Here is a 14,660-nt window from a genome sequence, read left to right as displayed (position 1 = left end):
CTCACCCGGCGGGCGCGGCGGCGCACAGCGCGCGCTTGGCCGCCGGAGTCAGCTGCTTGATCGCGTATTCGGCGCGCAAGGCCGCCGAACGGTCGGGGTGCGGGAAGCGCGCCAGCAGCCGCGCCGGCGGGTGCGAGCGGGTGTAGCGCGCGCCCTTGCCGGCGGCGTGCTCGGCGTAGCGCCGCTCCACGTCGACGGCGATGCCGGTATAGAGACTGCCGTCGCGGCATTCGATGACATAGACGTACCAGGCAGGCATGCGCCATAGCCTAGCCCGTGCGTGCCGGCCGGGGATACGCCGGGCGGACCGGGCCGGCGGGGGCGATCCGGCGGGGCCGTGCCGCGCTTGCGCCGCACGGTCCGTCGCGCGTCGGGTTGCGAAACATGGCGGGCGATCACAAACATACGTGACCGCACGTCATTGCCAGGTCGCAGTGCGCTCACCACAATGCGGCGTCCTTCTCGAGAGCCGCCGCTTGAACGCCGACGCCGATTCGCCCGTCACCGCCCGCAACCTGCGTCAGCTTTGCGCGCACTTCGCCCAGCCCCACCTCGGCCGGGCCGTTTGGCAGCTGATCAACACCCTGGTCCCGTTCGCCGCGCTGTGGGCGCTGATGGCCTGGAGCCTGATCGCCGACTGGGGCTACGGCTGGACCTTGCTGCTGGCGATCCCGGCCGCCGGTCTGTACGTCCGCACCTTCATCATCCAGCACGACTGCGGCCACGGTTCGTTCTTCGCCAGCAGCCGCGCCAACGACCTGGTCGGCCGCTGCCTCGGCGTGGTGACCCTGTTCCCCTACGGTTACTGGAAGAAGACCCACGCGATCCATCACGGCACCTCGGGCAACCTGGACCGGCGCGAGATGGGCGACATCGTCACCCTGACCGTCTCCGAGTACCGCGCCCTGTCCTGGTTCGGCCGCCTGCGCTACCGCCTGTACCGCAGCACGCCGGTGCTGCTCGGCATCGGCCCGGTCTACCAGTTCGTGATCAAGCACCGCTTTCCGTTCGACCTGCCGTTCACCTGGAAGCGCGAGTGGGCCAGCGTGTTGTTCAACAACCTCGCCCTGACCTTGGCCCTGGTCGGGTTCGGCTATGCGCTGGGCTGGAAGACGGTGCTGCTGACCCACCTGCCGATCGTGCTGATCGCCGGCGCGGCCGGGGTCTGGCTGTTCTACGTCCAGCACACCTTCGAGGACGCCTACTGGACTCGCAAGGACGATTGGAACTCGCACGCTGCGGCGATCGCCGGCAGCTCCTATTACGATCTGCCGCGGATCGTGCACTGGTTCACCGGCAACATCGGCTACCACCACATCCATCACCTCGCCAGCCGCATTCCCAACTACCGCCTGCGCGAGGCCTTCGAATCCAGCCCGCTGCTGCAGGCGGCGCCGCGCCTGACCCTGTGGTCGAGCCTGAAGTGCGCGCGGCTGAAACTGTGGGACGAAGAGCTGCAGCGCATGGTCGGCTATCCCAAGCGCGTGCGTGCCTGAGCCGGCGGTGCGCTCCGCGGCCGGCCCGACGGGGCGGCCGCGGCGGTCGGGGCGCCGAGGCAATTAACTTATTCGCTAATTAAGCACGGCTATAATCGGCCGGTACGCGAGCGGCGTGCGGACCGGTCACGGCGGTGCCCCATGATGCAGGACAAGATCTTCGAAGCCCTGGCCTCGTCGCCGCGACGGCAGATCCTGGCCTTCCTGTCCGAGCGCGAGCTGACCGCCGGCGACATCGCCGCGCGCTTCGAGATGAGCGCACCGGCGGTATCGCGCCATTTGTCGGTGTTGGTCAACGCCGGCCTGATCGACAGCGAGCGGCGCGGCCAGTTCGTGGTCTACCGGTTGGTGCCGGACAACCTGGTCAATACCCTGACCCAGTTCGCGTTCGAGATCTGCCCGGTCGGCGGCCCGCTCAAGCGCGAAAGCCGGCGGGCGAAGAAGGCGGCGGGCTAGGGCGCGAACGCCCGGCGCGACGCGCTCGCCCAGTGACCTTCGCAGCGCGGGGAATTCGCGCTGGCCTTGCCGGATGAGCAGCGGCAACAGCAAGCCCGCCCTGGCCCCTGGTTCGAGGAGAGCGGCGAAGCGGGCAGCGGCGAGGCCGGGCGGCCGCGGGCCGCTTACTCGCGCGCAGCCGGCCCCTTCGGCGCCGATGCCACGGCCTCCGCGCGACGGCGATAGAAGTCGAGGATGACCTCGCTGAAATCGCCGATCAGCCAATCCGCGACCGGCACCGCGTACCAGTTGAAGCCGGTGCTGACCCGATACTCCATGCGGATCGCCAGTTCGGTCGCCGGCCCGCGTGGGGTCAGGGTGTAGGTGGTGTCGCGCAGGTCGAAGTAGTGGCCGCCGATGCGGACATGGTCGTCGAGCGCGCGCGGCGGAACCGAATCGGCGTCGAACAGGTATTGCCAGCGCACCCGCCGCTGCGGCTGCCAGTCGGCGGACATCTGCCGAAAAGCGATGCCGCGGCCCATGCGCACCTCGCGCACCAGCCCGGTCGGGGTTTGGTGGGTCAGGCCGAACAGCGGCAGCGGCACGCCGATGCGGTACATCCAGGCGCGGTCGACCTCGCCGGCGCGGATGCGGTCGGCGTCGAGCAGGTGGGTCCAGACCTCGGCCGGCGCGGCCTGCACCAGTACCGTGCGTTCGACCGCGCGGTAGCGCACCGGCGCGTCCTGGCCGACGCCGGCCAGGCCGAGCAGCAGCGGCAACACGGCGATGCCGTACACGGTCGGGGTCTTCGACCAGCCGGCGTGGCGGCAGATCAGGCCCATCACCACGCCGCCGAGCGAGCCCAGCAGCAGGAAGATCGGCAAGGCCAGCAGCACGCAGATGATGCCTTCCCATAGCGCGGCCATGCTGCCGATCAGCACCAGCAGCACCGTCGCCATCGGCGCCAGCACGTGATAGCGGACGCTGCGCGCGCGCAACCGCTCGGCGACGAACACGGTCACCGCGCCGACCGCCGCCGGCGCGAGCAGGAAGAAGATCGGCAGCATCGGCGCGAAGCGTTCGCCGGGCTCGCCGTCGAAGATCCAGCGCAGGGCCAGGCCGACGGCGGCGCCGATCAGCACCGGCACGGTTTCGGCAAGCAGCGAGGGCGGCGGCGCGACCGGCGGGGCCGGGGCGGGCGGCGGCGGCAGGGGCGGGAAGTCGGTCATCGGGGCAAGGCCGGGGACAGCGGGCAGCGGCAGGAGCGCGTCGCGGCGGCGCGCGGCGGCAGGGGAGGGAGGTCGGTCAGCGCAGGCGGCGAAGGCGGATCGTCGAGGCGCCGCAGTTCCGGCCGCGGCGGCAGATCGGCCGGCAGGCGCAGGCCGTGCACCAGGCCGATGCGTTCGCAACCGCGCAGCAGCCACCAGCCCGGGTCCCATTCGCCCGGATACAGCCCCAGCCGCGCTGAGCCGGGGAAGGCGTGGTGGTTGTTGTGCCAGCACTCGCCCATGGTCAGCAGCGACACGAAGCGCACGTTGCGGCCCTGCACTGCGGCGCCGCGCACTTCGTGGTGCATGCCGCCGTGGTTGTGGGCGAAGTAGCCGATCAGCCAATGGCCGAACACGCCGGCGACCACGCGCGCGCACACGCCCCAGAACACCCAGCCCCAGCCGCCGACGGCGAAGAAGGCCAGCGCCCAGGGCAGGTGCTGCAGCATCCAGGTGCGCTGCAGGAAGCGATAGAAACGATCGCCGGCGATGCGCGGCTCCAGCTCGATCCGCGGCGGATCGTCCAGGCGCAGTTCGCAGTGCAATTGCCACCAGGCATCGATCAGCCACGGGCGGCGATGGGCGAGGTAGTCGTGGCAGCCGGGCAGGCGCTGGGCGTAATCGCGCAGATCGTGGGTGCGGACCAGGCCGATCGGCCCGGCCAGGCCGACCTGCACCCCGCAATACACCAGCAGGTATTCGAACCACTTCGGGCAGACGAAGCTGTCGTGGATCAGCTTGCGGTGCATGCCCAGGGAATGTCCCAGCAGCAGCACCGTCGCGGTGGCGACGACGAACAGGGCGAACGCGCCCCAGCTGAAGGTCAGCGCGCCGCCGACGATCGCGCCCAGCGCCATGAGCGAGCACCACAGCGAACGCACCGGCTCCCAGACCACCCGGCCCTCGCGGACGCTGCGGATGCAGGTTTCCGCATCGGCCTGGGGGCGGACCCGGTGCGCGTCGAGACTGACCGGCAATGCGTGCATGACCTCTCCCTGTCCTGGACGGCGGCGCGGGCGGCGCCCGGCGATCAATGGATCAGCAATTAACTAATTTGCTAAATATTTCGACGCCAGCGGACCCTGCCGTCAAGCACGTGCCGACGAACGGTCGCGGCGGCTAAGCTCGATCGATGTCCGCTACCCGTTTCGCCCATGGCGTGTTCCTGGGCCGCTGCGACCTGCGGCGCGAGGCCGAAGGTTTCAGCTTCGCCGAGCTGTCGCCGACCGTGCCCGAGGCGCAGGTCCAGACCCACCGCCACGACGATGCGCATTACGTGCTGCTGCTGGACGGCGTCTATCTCAGCAGCGCGCGTGGCGCACCGGCGTTGTGCCGCGGTCCGGCGCTGATCTACAACCCGCCCGGCACCACTCATCGCGATTGCTTCCGCAGCGAGCACGGACGATTTTTCACCTTGACCGTGTCGGCGACGCGCGAGCGCGAGCGCGAACTCGGCGCGGCGTTGAGCCTGCCGGCGCAGCCGCTGTGGCAGGACGACGCGGCCGCGCTGTTGCCGGCGCTGCGTCTGCTGGCCGCCTGCCGCGCCTGGGACGAGGCGGCGGCCTTGAGCGGCGAGGCGTTGAGCTGGGAGCTGCTGGCCCACACCGGACGACTGGCGCTGGAACGCAGCCTGCGCCCGGCGGGCTGGTTGCGGCAGGTGCGCGAAAAGCTGCGCGACGAATGCGCGCGGCCGCTGCGCATCGCCGACCTGGCGCGCACCGCCGGCGTGCATCCGGTGCACCTGGCGCGCGAGTTCCGCCGCCACTACCGCTGCGCGCCCGGCGACTACCTGCGGCGCCTGCGCCTGGAGCGCGCGCTAAGCGCGCTGGCCGACCCGCGCCTGCCGCTGGCCGAGGTCGCCGCGCAGGCCGGTTACGCCGACGCCGCGCATCTGGGCCACGCCTTCCGCCGCGGTTACGGCCTGACCCCGGGCGATTACCGGCGGCTGCGCGCGGCGTTGCTGCCGCGCGCGCAGGTTGCGCGCAGACAATCGCGCGCCGCCGCGCCGGGCTAATCTGCCGGCCGGACAACAGGATCGGAATCGATGGCCGCGAAAGTGAGTGGATGGACGGTGACCGTCGGGCTGGCGGTCGGACTGGCGTGGGCGGCGGCGGGGCAGGCCGCACCGGTCGCGCCGCAGTGGCGTGAGCTGGACGCGGCGCTGCGGCGCGGCGACTACCAGCAGATCACCAGCGTGTTGATCGCCCGCGACGGGCGCCTGGTCTACGAGGGCTACTTCCGCGGCAGCGACGCGCAGACCCGGCACGACACCCGTTCGGCGACCAAGACCGTCACCGGCATGCTGGCCGGACTGGCGATCGCCGACGGCCGCATTCCTTCGGTGCAGGCGCCGGTGCTGCCCTGGCTCGGCGCCGGAAGGACGATCCAGAACCCCGACCCACGCAAGCAGGCGATCAGCGTCGAGGACCTGCTGACCATGAGCTCGGCGCTGGAGTGCGACGATTGGAATACCTGGTCGCGCGGCAACGAGGAGCGCATGTACCTGATCGAGGATTGGGTCGGCTTCTACCTGGACTTGCCGATCCAGGGCTACCCGGCCTGGATGCCGAAGCCGGCCGATTCGCCGCACGGACGCAGCTTTCGCTACTGCACCGCCGGCGTCACCGCGCTCGGCGCGGCGGTCCAGGCCGCGGTCGGCCGGCCGCTGCAGGACTATGCGCGCGAGCGGCTGTTCGCGCCGCTGGGCATCGAGGCGCCGCAATGGCAGTTCTCGCCGCTGGGCCTGGCCCAGGGCGGCGGCGGCCTGGGCCTGCGCAGCCGCGACCTGCTCGCCCTGGGCCAGCTCTACCTCGACGGCGGCCGCCACCGGGGGCGCGCGTTGATTCCGGCCGAATGGGTGCGCGCCTCGATCGAGCCGCATGCGCGCATCGACGACGACACCGAGTACGGCTATCTGTGGTGGCTGCACCGCCTGGCCTACGCCGGCGGCACGATGCGCTCGTATGCGATGAACGGCACCGGCGGCAACAGCGTGCAGGTCCTGCCCGAGCAACGCGCGGTGGTGGTGATCACCACCACCAACTACCGGGTGCCGCAGGCGCCGAAGCTGACCCAGCGGCTGCTGTCGGAACGGGTGCTGCCGCCGTTGAAGTGAGCGCGGCGGCTCAGCCGTAATCGATCGCCAGCACTTCCACCGCCAGGTCGCCGGCCGGCCGTTTCCACAACGCGCTGTCGCCGACCCGGGCGCCGTGCAGCGCCCGCGCCAGCGGCGAGACCCAGCTGATCAGGCCGCGCTCGGGGTCGGCTTCGTCCTCGCCGACGATGCGATAGACATGTTCCGTGCCGGCGCTGTCGATCAGTTCGACCCGGGCGCCGAACGCGACCCGGTCCGCCGGCTGGCGTTCCGGGGCGATCGTGATCGCGCTGAGCACGCGCGCCTGCAGCCAGCGCAGTTCGCGCTCGACGTGGGCGCGTTCGAGCCGGGCGCCGGCGTCGGCGTCGGCGTCGTCGATCGCGCCGAGCCGCCGCTTGGCGTCGTCCATGCGCGCGCGCAACAGGCTCATGCCGCGCGGCGTGACGTAGTTCGGATGCTCGCTGACCGGCAGCTCGGGCAAGTCCGGGGACGAGGGCTCGCCGTCGCCCTCCTTGACGAAGGCTCGGCTCATGCGGGGAGGGGCAGGGCGGACATTGGCCGACGATAGTGCCAAAGATGTTGTGACCGGGTGAGCGGTTTCGGTCTTGATGTGACCTCGTTGCCAGCGCGCCGCGCGCTCAGCTGACGACGTCGTACAGGCGGTAGATCCACGACAACTGGTAGACCAGGCTGGCGGCCACGAAGGCGCGGTGGAAGGCCTCCGAGCGGGTGCGCATCGCGACCAGGCACAGGACCACGTAAGCCAGGTTGCGCAGCGGGTATTCCAGGCCGAAGGCATCGAGAGCGCCGGCCCTTGATCAGGGTATCGCCGAAGTCGATCACGTAGGACGCGGCCATGATTCCGAAGAACCATTGCCGCCGCGACAGGAAGTAGTCGCGCCAGCCCTGGTAGTCGCCGATGTCGTCCGGGAACAGCAGCGTGCACAGCAGGAACAGCACCACCACGTAGAGAATCAGGAAGGCGAAGGCGACGAAGCTCCACTGGGCGACGTGGACCAGGCGGAACTCCCACCACCAGAAATGCGCCAGCAGGGTGAACATCGACAGCGCCCAGGCGATGTGCACGCCGTAGACGCGTTCGCGCCCGGGGTGCTGGACGAACCGCGCCAGGCCCTTGAGCAGGGTGGTGATGGCCAGGCCGAGGACGATGCCGAGCAGGACGCGGATGTGCAAGAACTGCTCCATGACGGTCTCCGGGGCGGGGCGGCGGGCCCAGGATAGGCCTTCGCGGTGCGGCCGGCGGTCCGTGCTCGGGCGGAGGCGGCGGGCGCGGAAGGCCGCGCTCGCCCTGGCCCCGCTTCTCGAAGGCGGACGCCAAGCCGGCGGCGCGGATACGGCCCCCGAGCGCAAGCTCGGCGCGAAGCTGCGATCATGGCGCATGACCGATCTTTCCCCGAACGCCGGCGCCGACACGGCCGGCGCCGCTGCGGCGGCTTTCGACACCCTCGCCCTGACCCCGGCCCTGCTGCAGGGCGTGGCCGCGGCCGGCTATGCCACGATGACCCCGATTCAGGCCCGCGCCCTGCCGGCCGTGCTCGACGGCCGCGACCTGATCGCCCAGGCTCCGACCGGCAGCGGCAAGACCGCCGCCTTCGGCCTGGGCCTGCTGCAACACCTGGACCCGGCGGCGATCCGTACCCAGGCCCTGGTGCTGTGCCCGACCCGCGAACTGGCCGACCAGGTCGGCCAACAGCTGCGCAAGCTCGCTTTCGCCATCCCCAACGTGAAAATCTCGGTGCTGTGCGGCGGCATGCCGCTGGGCCCGCAACTGGCCTCGCTGGAGCACGCCCCGCATGTCGTGGTCGGCACCCCGGGCCGTCTGCAGGAACTGCTGAGCAAGCGCGCGCTGCAGCTCGACGGCCTGCGCACTCTGGTCTTCGACGAGGCCGACCGCATGCTCGACATGGGCTTCGAAGAGCCTATCCGGGCGATCGTCGCCAAGACCCCGAAGATGCGCCAGAGCCTGCTGTTCTCCGCGACCTTCCCCGAGGCGATTCGCGAGCTGGCCCGCGCCGCCCTGCGCGATCCGGTCGAGGTCACGGTCGAAGGCGCCGGCGCGGCGCCGGCGATCGAGCAGTATTTCTACGAGATCGAGCCGGCCAAGAAGACGCCGCTGCTCGGCGCGCTGCTGCTGGAATACCGGCCCGAATCCTGCGTGGTGTTCTGCAACATGCGCCGCGATACCGAGGAAGTGGTCGGTTCGCTGAGCCACTACGGCTTCACCGCCCTGGCCCTGCACGGCGACATGGAGCAGCGCGATCGCGACGAAGTGCTGGTGCGCTTCGCCAACCGCAGTTGCAACGTGCTGGTCGCCAGCGACGTCGCCGCGCGTGGGCTCGACGTCGAGGACGTCGGCGCGGTGATCAATTACGAACTGCCGACCGACCCGGATGTGTACGTGCACCGCATCGGCCGCACCGGCCGCGCCGGCCGCGGCGGGGTCGCGCTGAGCCTGTGCGCGCCGCGCGAAGTCGCCCGCGTCGAGCAGATCGCCCAGCGCCAGGGCCTGCCACCGAGCTGGCGGCGCGCCCAGCCGCTGGGCGGCAAGGCGCACAATGCGCCGGCGGCGCCGATGGCGACGCTGCGCATCGACGCCGGCAAGACCGACAAACTGCGTCCCGGCGACATCCTCGGCGCGCTCACCGGTGAGGCCGGGCTGAAGGCCGACGCGATCGGCAAGATCAACGTGTATCCCACCCGTTCCTACGTCGCGGTCGCGCGCGGCCAGGCCGCGGCGGCGCTGGCGCGCCTGCGCGAAGGCAAGATCAAGGGCCGCAAGTTCCGCGTCGCCCGGATCTGAGTCGCCCGGAGCTGAAACCTCCGGCCAGGATCATCGGCCGTCGAGGCTGTGGCGTCCGGGCCCGGCCAGGGCGATCGCGACCGCGGCGGCGAGGAACATCGCCTGCAGTTCGATCGCCCAACCGCCTTGCTCGTTGAGCTGGCCGAGCTGGCCCAGGTGGACCAGGCCGATCGCCGCCAGCATGTTGGCGGCGATCAGCGCCGCGCCGACGCGCGCATGCCAGCCCAGGATCAGCAGCAGCGGCGCCAGCACCTCGCCGACCAGCACGCCGTAGCCGAGGAAACCCGGCAGGCCCTGCGCCTGCACCATGCCGACGATGCCGTCGAGGCCGCCGCGCAGTTTGGCGATGCCGTGCAGCAGGATCAGCGCGCCCAGGCTCAGGCGCAGGACCAGCAGGGCGAGATCGCGGGACTTCTCGGCGTTCATGGCGGCTCCGGCGGGCGGCGAGGGCGCTTGCAGCTTACGCCCGCCGCGTGCGTGCGGTGCGAAGCGGCCGAGAGCTTCGCTGCGGCCGGACGTTGAAGTCCGTGGAGGCCCGCCTTCGCGGGCGCGGCGGCTTGGGCGGCGTAGAGATGCAGCGCAGGACGCAGGAAGTTAAGCACGCTTAACTCCCAGCTTCCTCGTTGCGCGGCCCACCGCGCCACGCACGCGGTCGCGCCGGCGTTTCCCGAACGGCAGTCGAACCGCATGCGCGCGACGGGGTTCAGTCGCCGTTGCGCATCGGCGATCATCGGCGCCGGCTATGCCATCGCGGCTCGCCGGCGGCGTCCGGCACGGAACAGGAACAGGGACATGAGTCAGGCCACGCTGCAATCGAACCCGGCATCGCGCGCCGCGCGCGGGTTGCGTCGCTGGCGTTGGTGCATGGCCTGGGCCTTGGCCGGCCTCGGCGGCGCGGCGTTCGCGCAGGGCGGCGAAGCGCCGCGCGCGGGCAGCGGCATCGACGTGCTGCACTACACCGCGCGGATCGAACCCGATCTGAGCGCACGCAGTCTGCGCGGCCAAGTCGCGATCCGTTTCCAGGTGCTGGCCGCGGGCCAGCAACAGATCGACTTCGACGCCGGCGAGCTCGAGATCGAATCGGTGCGCGAAGGCGGGCAGGCGCTGGGTTTCGAGAAACTCGACCAGCGCTTGCGGGTGAAGCTGGCGGCGCCGGCCAAGGCCGGGCAACGGCGCGAGATCGAAATCGCCTACCGCGGCGCGCCCAAGTTCGGTTTGGAGTTCCATCCCGAGCGCAGCGAGGTCTATACCGTGTTCTCGACCAGCCAGTGGCTGGTCTGCGTCGACGCGCCGCGCGAACGCGCCACGCTCGACCTGAGCCTGACCGTGCCGAGCGGGCTCAAGGCGGTGGGCAACGGCCGCCTGGTCGCGCGCAATGCGCTCGGCGGCCATCGCGAGACCTACCGCTGGCGCCAGGACCTGGCGATGCCGAGTTATGTCTACGGTTTCGCCGCCGGCCGTTACCGCGAAGCCGGCGGCAGCGGCGAACGCGCCGAACTGCGCTATCTGTCGGCGGAAATGAGCGTCCCGCAGCTGCGTAAGGTGTTCGCCGATACCGCCGACATGCTGCGTTTCTTCGGCCGTCGCGCCGGCATCCGCTACACCGGCACCTACACCCAGGCCCTGGTCGCCAAGACCATCGGCCAGGAGCACGCCGGCTTCGCCCTGATGTCGGAGAGCTACGGCCGCGAGGTGCTGGCGCAGCCCGATGCGCAGGCGCTGATCGCCCACGAGGCCGCGCACCAGTGGTGGGGCAATGCGGTCACCTGCCGCGACTGGAACGAGTTCTGGCTCAACGAAGGCTTCGCCAACTTCATGGCCGCGGCCTATCTGCAGCACCGCTACGGCGAAGCCGCATACCGCGGCCAGGTCGAGGGCTGGAAGCGGCGCCTGGACAAGCTGCGCGAAACCGGCAAGGACCATGCGTTGATTTACGAGCGCTGGCTCAAGCCCAGCGCCGACGACCGCGCCGTGGTCTACCAGAAGGGCGCCTACGTGCTGCATCTGTTGCGCGAGGAACTCGGCGAACGCGCGTTCTGGCGCGGCGTGCGCGCCTACACCCGGGCCCACTACGGCCATTCGGTGACCAGCGCCGATCTGCGCCGCGCGATGGAGCGGGCCAGCGGCCGCGACCTCGGCGGCTTCTTCGCGCGCTGGGTCGAATCGGCCGAACCGGCGCCGGCGCGGGCCGCGGTCGGCGCGTCCGGCCGCTAGCCGGCGCCTCCTCACGAACGGACGCGGATGTGTGCCGCCGGATCGGCGGGCCGCGGCCGCCGGGCCTTTTTTGCGAATCCGGTGCCTGGACTGTGCACGAACTGTCGTCTTGGCGATAGGCTAGGCGGATGCCCCGCCTGCCACCGCCAAGGACCCCGCTATGACGCCTTACCGTTTCCGCCCCGGCCGCGCCCGCCTGTTCTGTGCCATTCAAGGCGCGCTGTTGGCCGGCGGCCTGTTCGCCGGTACCGCCGCCGCCCAGGACGCCGCCGCTCCCGCGCCGGCCCAGGAGAGCGAGGCGCGCACTCTGGAGACGGTCTCGGTGCTCGGCTCGCGCCGCAGCCAGCGTTCCTCGGACACCACCTCGATCTCGCCGGTCGACGTGCTGCCCATGGCCAAGAACACCGAAGAGGGCGCCCAGTTCGACCTCGCCCAGTCGCTGCAGTACGCCGCGCCCTCGTTCAACTCGACCCGCCAGAGCGGCGCCGACGGCGCCGACCTGGTCGACTCGGCCGCGCTGCGCGGCCTGGGGTCGGACCAGACCCTGGTCCTGGTCAACGGCAAGCGCCACCACACCACCTCGCTGTTGAACCTGTTCGGCGCGCGCAACCGCGGCAATACCGGCACCGACCTCAACACGATTCCGCTGATGGCGATCGACAGCGTCGAGATCCTGCGCGACGGCGCCGCCGCCCAGTACGGCTCCGACGCCATCGCCGGGGTCATGAACATCTCGCTGAAGAAGCGCAAGGGCTGCGAAGCGGTCGCCGGCTACGGCCAGTACTCCAAGGGCGACGGCGAGAACTGGCTGGCCAGCGCCTACTGCGGCTTCGCCCTGGGCAGCGACGGCAGCATCGGCATCACCGGCGAGTGGCAGGATCGCGGCCGTTCCGACCGCTCCGAGCCGGCCGGCAGCCCGCGCATCATCGGCGACTCCAAGGTCGAGAACCGCACCTTGTTCCTCAACGGCGACAAGCCGCTGGGCGAGAACCTGGACCTGTACTTCACCCTCGGCGTGCAGAAGCGCGACGCGTCCTCGGCGGCGTTCGCGCGCGACGGCCTGGGCTCGGAGGACATTCCCTCGCGCAATTCGGCGGCGATGTACCCGGACGGCTTCGTGCCCTTCATCGACGGCGAGCTCGACGACCGCTTCGGCATCCTCGGCCTGCGCTGGGCGATGGGCGACTGGAACGCCGACCTGTCCTACACCTACGGCTACAACAAGCTGCGCTATCGGATCAACAACACCCTCAACGCCTCGATCGCCAACCTCGACCTGCTCAACGGCGGCCGCGGCGTCAGCGCCGACAGTTTCGACGCCGGCGGCTTCTCGTTCGAGCAGAAGACGGTGAATTTCGACGTCAGCCGCTTCTACGACCAGGTCTTCAACGGCCTCAACCTGGCCTTCGGCCTGGAACGCCGCGACGAGCGCTACAAGATCTTCGCCGGCGAACCGGGCTCCTACATCGACGCCGACGGCGTCGGCGTCGGCGGCAACGCCGGCAGCCAGGGCTTCCCGGGCTTCCAGCCGGCCGACGCCGGCGGCCACAGCCGCGACAGCTGGGCGGCCTACGCCGACGTCGAGGCCGACTTCACCGACCGCTTCACCGCCGGCGTGGCGGTGCGCTACGAGGACTACAGCGACTTCGGCAACACCACCACCGGCAAGCTCGCCGCCGGTTTCCGCGCCACCGACACGCTGATGCTGCGCGCCTCGGCCAGCACCGGCTTCCGCGCGCCCTCGCTGCAGCAGAAGTACTTCTCCTCGACCATCACCGACTTCGTCAACGGCGAACCGGTCGACGTGGTGATCGCGCCCAACGGCGGCACCATCGCCAACGCCGCCGGCCTGCCGCTGCTGACCAAGGAGAAGTCGCGCAACTACACCGTCGGCCTGACCTGGTCGCCGACCGCCGACACCTCGCTGACCCTGGACGCGTACCGGATCGACATCGACGACCGCATCGTGCTGAGCGGCCGCTTCGACACCACCGACCCGACCATCGGCGGCATCCTGCAGTCGCTCGGCGTCGGCCAGGCGCAGTTCTTTGTCAACTCGGTCGACACCCGCACCGACGGCATCGACCTGACCTTCAATCACGAACGCGAGCTCGGCAACGAGTTCAAGCTCGGCACCTTCTTCGCTCTCAACCTCAACCGCACCGAGGTCAAGGCGATCCACGCGCCGCCGGCCCTGGTCGGCCGCGAGGACGTGCTGCTGTCCGAGCGCGAGCGCTTGTTCATCGAGCAAGGCGCGCCCAAGTCCAAGGCGGTGCTCGGCTTCGACCTGTCGCGCGGTCCCTGGGAAGGCAACCTGAAGATCATCCACTTCGGCCCGCAGACCCTGGGCACGTTCTCCGGCACCGCCGCCGGCGTGCCAAACGCGCACTACAAGGCCAAGACCTCGGCCGACCTCAGCGTGACCTACGCCTTCAGCGAGAACACCAAGCTGACCGTCGGCGGCGCCAACATCTTCGGGGTCAAGCCGACCCGGCAGAACCCGGACGAGACCGACAACGGCCACGTGTTCGACAGCGTGCAGTTCGGCCTCAACGGCGCCTCCTATTTCGTGCGCCTTTGGCACAAGTTCTGAGATCGCCCGGGTTAGGTCCGCCCATGGAAGAGCCCGGCGCACGCCGGGCTTTTTCTTCGCCGCCGCCTGGCAGCCTTGTCCGCCGGCCGGCGCGCAGGCTGACGGCGCGCCCGCGCGGCGCTACGATGCCGCGCATGAGCGACGACTTCATCGCCCACCTGCGCGACCTCGCCGCCGATTTCGGCGCGCTGAGCGCGCGGCGCATGTTCGGCGGCTACGGCCTGTACCACGACGGCCTGATGATCGGCCTGGTCGCCGACGAGACCTTGTACCTGAAGACCGACGAGACCAGCCGTCCGCGTTTTCTCGCCGCCGGCTGCGAGCCCTTCGTCTACGACCGCCAGCGCAAGCCGATCGAGATGAGCTACTGGACCGTGCCCGAATCGGCGATGGATTCGCCGCAGGACATGCGGCCGTGGCTGCGGCTGGCGTTCGAAGCGGCGCTGCGCAAGGCCAATGCGCCGGCCAAGAAGAAGCCCTCGCGGCGGCGCTGACTCTTGTAGGAGCGGCGTCAGCCGCGACCGCCGAAGCGGGGGAATACCGCGCCTCTATCCGAAGCCTACGCTCGGAGCGTGCAACTGAGCGCCCGGATTTCGGCCGTCGCGCTTGCGTACGTCGCTGCCGTGGTCGCGGCTGACGCCGCTCCTACAGGCGAAGGGTTCGGGCTTCGATCGATGGCGATGGCCTTGGGGCCTCTGCGCGTCCCGTGGTCGCGGCTGACGCCGCTCCTACAGGCGAA

At 70.5% G+C, this 14,660-nt stretch carries 14 protein-coding genes; 8 read left to right on the top strand and 6 right to left on the bottom strand.

Annotated elements, in window-relative coordinates:
- Position 1: 1 nt before the first annotated feature.
- Positions 2-259 carry a GIY-YIG nuclease family protein gene (locus TX83_RS01300; protein ID WP_064746108.1) on the bottom strand — a complete coding sequence of 86 codons (258 nt, stop codon included), beginning with the start codon at positions 257-259 and terminating at the stop codon, positions 2-4.
- 217 nt (positions 260-476) lie between these two features.
- Here TX83_RS01300 and TX83_RS01295 point away from each other — a divergent pair, with 217 nt between their 5' ends.
- Positions 477-1,496, top strand: a complete 1,020-nt coding sequence (locus TX83_RS01295; RefSeq protein WP_064746107.1) for a fatty acid desaturase — start codon at positions 477-479, stop codon at positions 1,494-1,496.
- Between the two features lie 141 nt (positions 1,497-1,637).
- Positions 1,638-1,952 carry a metalloregulator ArsR/SmtB family transcription factor gene (locus TX83_RS01290; protein ID WP_064746106.1) on the top strand — a complete coding sequence of 105 codons (315 nt, stop codon included), beginning with the start codon at positions 1,638-1,640 and terminating at the stop codon, positions 1,950-1,952.
- Between the two features lie 164 nt (positions 1,953-2,116).
- On the opposite strand, the gene TX83_RS01285 is transcribed toward TX83_RS01290, so the two are convergent.
- Positions 2,117-3,160 (bottom strand): SRPBCC family protein, encoded by a 1,044-nt coding sequence (locus TX83_RS01285; RefSeq protein WP_064746105.1) that lies wholly within the window; start codon positions 3,158-3,160, stop codon positions 2,117-2,119.
- Positions 3,157-4,185: an acyl-CoA desaturase gene (locus TX83_RS01280; RefSeq protein WP_064746104.1), complete on the bottom strand. Its 1,029-nt coding sequence runs from the start codon at positions 4,183-4,185 to the stop codon at positions 3,157-3,159. The genes TX83_RS01285 and TX83_RS01280 overlap by 4 nt, the downstream gene beginning before the upstream one ends.
- A 146-nt stretch (positions 4,186-4,331) precedes the next feature.
- Here TX83_RS01280 and TX83_RS01275 point away from each other — a divergent pair, with 146 nt between their 5' ends.
- Both TX83_RS01275 and TX83_RS01270 read left to right on the top strand, forming a co-directional pair.
- Complete coding sequence (locus tag TX83_RS01275) at positions 4,332-5,213, top strand: helix-turn-helix transcriptional regulator (RefSeq protein WP_064746103.1); 882 nt, start codon at positions 4,332-4,334, stop codon at positions 5,211-5,213.
- A 30-nt stretch (positions 5,214-5,243) separates the two neighbouring features.
- Positions 5,244-6,314, top strand: a complete 1,071-nt coding sequence (locus TX83_RS01270; protein WP_079247973.1) for a serine hydrolase domain-containing protein — start codon at positions 5,244-5,246, stop codon at positions 6,312-6,314.
- 10 nt (positions 6,315-6,324) lie between these two features.
- Here the strand turns inward: TX83_RS01270 and TX83_RS01265 are convergent, their stop codons facing one another.
- The gene (locus TX83_RS01265; RefSeq protein WP_064746102.1) at positions 6,325-6,825 is read right to left on the bottom strand and encodes a GreA/GreB family elongation factor; all 501 of its coding nucleotides are present in this window, start codon (positions 6,823-6,825) and stop codon (positions 6,325-6,327) included.
- Positions 6,822-7,499: a hypothetical protein gene (locus TX83_RS01260; RefSeq protein WP_222423701.1), complete on the bottom strand. Its 678-nt coding sequence runs from the start codon at positions 7,497-7,499 to the stop codon at positions 6,822-6,824. Before TX83_RS01260 ends, TX83_RS01265 begins: the two co-directional genes overlap by 4 nt.
- A 193-nt stretch (positions 7,500-7,692) precedes the next feature.
- Between TX83_RS01260 and dbpA the strand changes: the two genes are divergently transcribed.
- On the top strand, positions 7,693-9,114 hold the full coding sequence (dbpA, locus tag TX83_RS01255; RefSeq protein WP_075574931.1) for an ATP-dependent RNA helicase DbpA: 1,422 nt from the start codon (positions 7,693-7,695) through the stop codon (positions 9,112-9,114).
- A gap of 30 nt (positions 9,115-9,144) precedes the next feature.
- On the opposite strand, the gene TX83_RS01250 is transcribed toward dbpA, so the two are convergent.
- Positions 9,145-9,540 (bottom strand): DoxX family protein, encoded by a 396-nt coding sequence (locus tag TX83_RS01250; RefSeq protein WP_064746101.1) that lies wholly within the window; start codon positions 9,538-9,540, stop codon positions 9,145-9,147.
- A 366-nt stretch (positions 9,541-9,906) separates the two neighbouring features.
- Here TX83_RS01250 and TX83_RS01245 point away from each other — a divergent pair, with 366 nt between their 5' ends.
- From TX83_RS01245 to TX83_RS01235, 3 genes are all read left to right on the top strand, one after another.
- Entirely contained in the window at positions 9,907-11,328 is a 1,422-nt protein-coding gene (locus TX83_RS01245; RefSeq protein ID WP_075574930.1) for a M1 family metallopeptidase, read from the top strand.
- A 160-nt stretch (positions 11,329-11,488) separates the two neighbouring features.
- A complete protein-coding gene (locus TX83_RS01240) occupies positions 11,489-13,921 on the top strand; it encodes a TonB-dependent receptor plug domain-containing protein (protein ID WP_064746100.1) in 2,433 nt (810 codons plus the stop codon).
- A gap of 134 nt (positions 13,922-14,055) precedes the next feature.
- Positions 14,056-14,415, top strand: coding sequence for a TfoX/Sxy family protein (locus TX83_RS01235; protein ID WP_222423700.1), 360 nt, complete (start codon positions 14,056-14,058; stop codon positions 14,413-14,415).
- Positions 14,416-14,660 lie beyond the last annotated feature (245 nt).

The sequence above is a fragment of the Lysobacter antibioticus HS124 genome (genome assembly GCF_000336385.2).
Lineage (GTDB): Bacteria > Pseudomonadota > Gammaproteobacteria > Xanthomonadales > Xanthomonadaceae > Lysobacter > Lysobacter firmicutimachus.
This window is presented reverse-complemented; position numbering and strand designations above follow the sequence as displayed.

Coding starts and splice junctions, on each gene's coding strand:
- TX83_RS01265 (WP_064746102.1), bottom strand. CDS start 6,825: ATGAGCCGAGCCTTCGTCAAGGAGGGCGACGGCGAGCCCTCGTCCCCG.
- TX83_RS01235 (WP_222423700.1), top strand. CDS start 14,056: ATGAGCGACGACTTCATCGCCCACCTGCGCGACCTCGCCGCCGATTTC.
- TX83_RS01275 (WP_064746103.1), top strand. CDS start 4,332: ATGTCCGCTACCCGTTTCGCCCATGGCGTGTTCCTGGGCCGCTGCGAC.
- TX83_RS01290 (WP_064746106.1), top strand. CDS start 1,638: ATGATGCAGGACAAGATCTTCGAAGCCCTGGCCTCGTCGCCGCGACGG.
- TX83_RS01300 (WP_064746108.1), bottom strand. CDS start 259: ATGCCTGCCTGGTACGTCTATGTCATCGAATGCCGCGACGGCAGTCTC.
- TX83_RS01245 (WP_075574930.1), top strand. CDS start 9,907: ATGAGTCAGGCCACGCTGCAATCGAACCCGGCATCGCGCGCCGCGCGC.
- TX83_RS01270 (WP_079247973.1), top strand. CDS start 5,244: ATGGCCGCGAAAGTGAGTGGATGGACGGTGACCGTCGGGCTGGCGGTC.
- TX83_RS01250 (WP_064746101.1), bottom strand. CDS start 9,540: ATGAACGCCGAGAAGTCCCGCGATCTCGCCCTGCTGGTCCTGCGCCTG.
- dbpA (WP_075574931.1), top strand. CDS start 7,693: ATGACCGATCTTTCCCCGAACGCCGGCGCCGACACGGCCGGCGCCGCT.
- TX83_RS01260 (WP_222423701.1), bottom strand. CDS start 7,499: ATGGAGCAGTTCTTGCACATCCGCGTCCTGCTCGGCATCGTCCTCGGC.
- TX83_RS01240 (WP_064746100.1), top strand. CDS start 11,489: ATGACGCCTTACCGTTTCCGCCCCGGCCGCGCCCGCCTGTTCTGTGCC.
- TX83_RS01285 (WP_064746105.1), bottom strand. CDS start 3,160: ATGACCGACTTCCCGCCCCTGCCGCCGCCGCCCGCCCCGGCCCCGCCG.
- TX83_RS01280 (WP_064746104.1), bottom strand. CDS start 4,185: ATGCACGCATTGCCGGTCAGTCTCGACGCGCACCGGGTCCGCCCCCAG.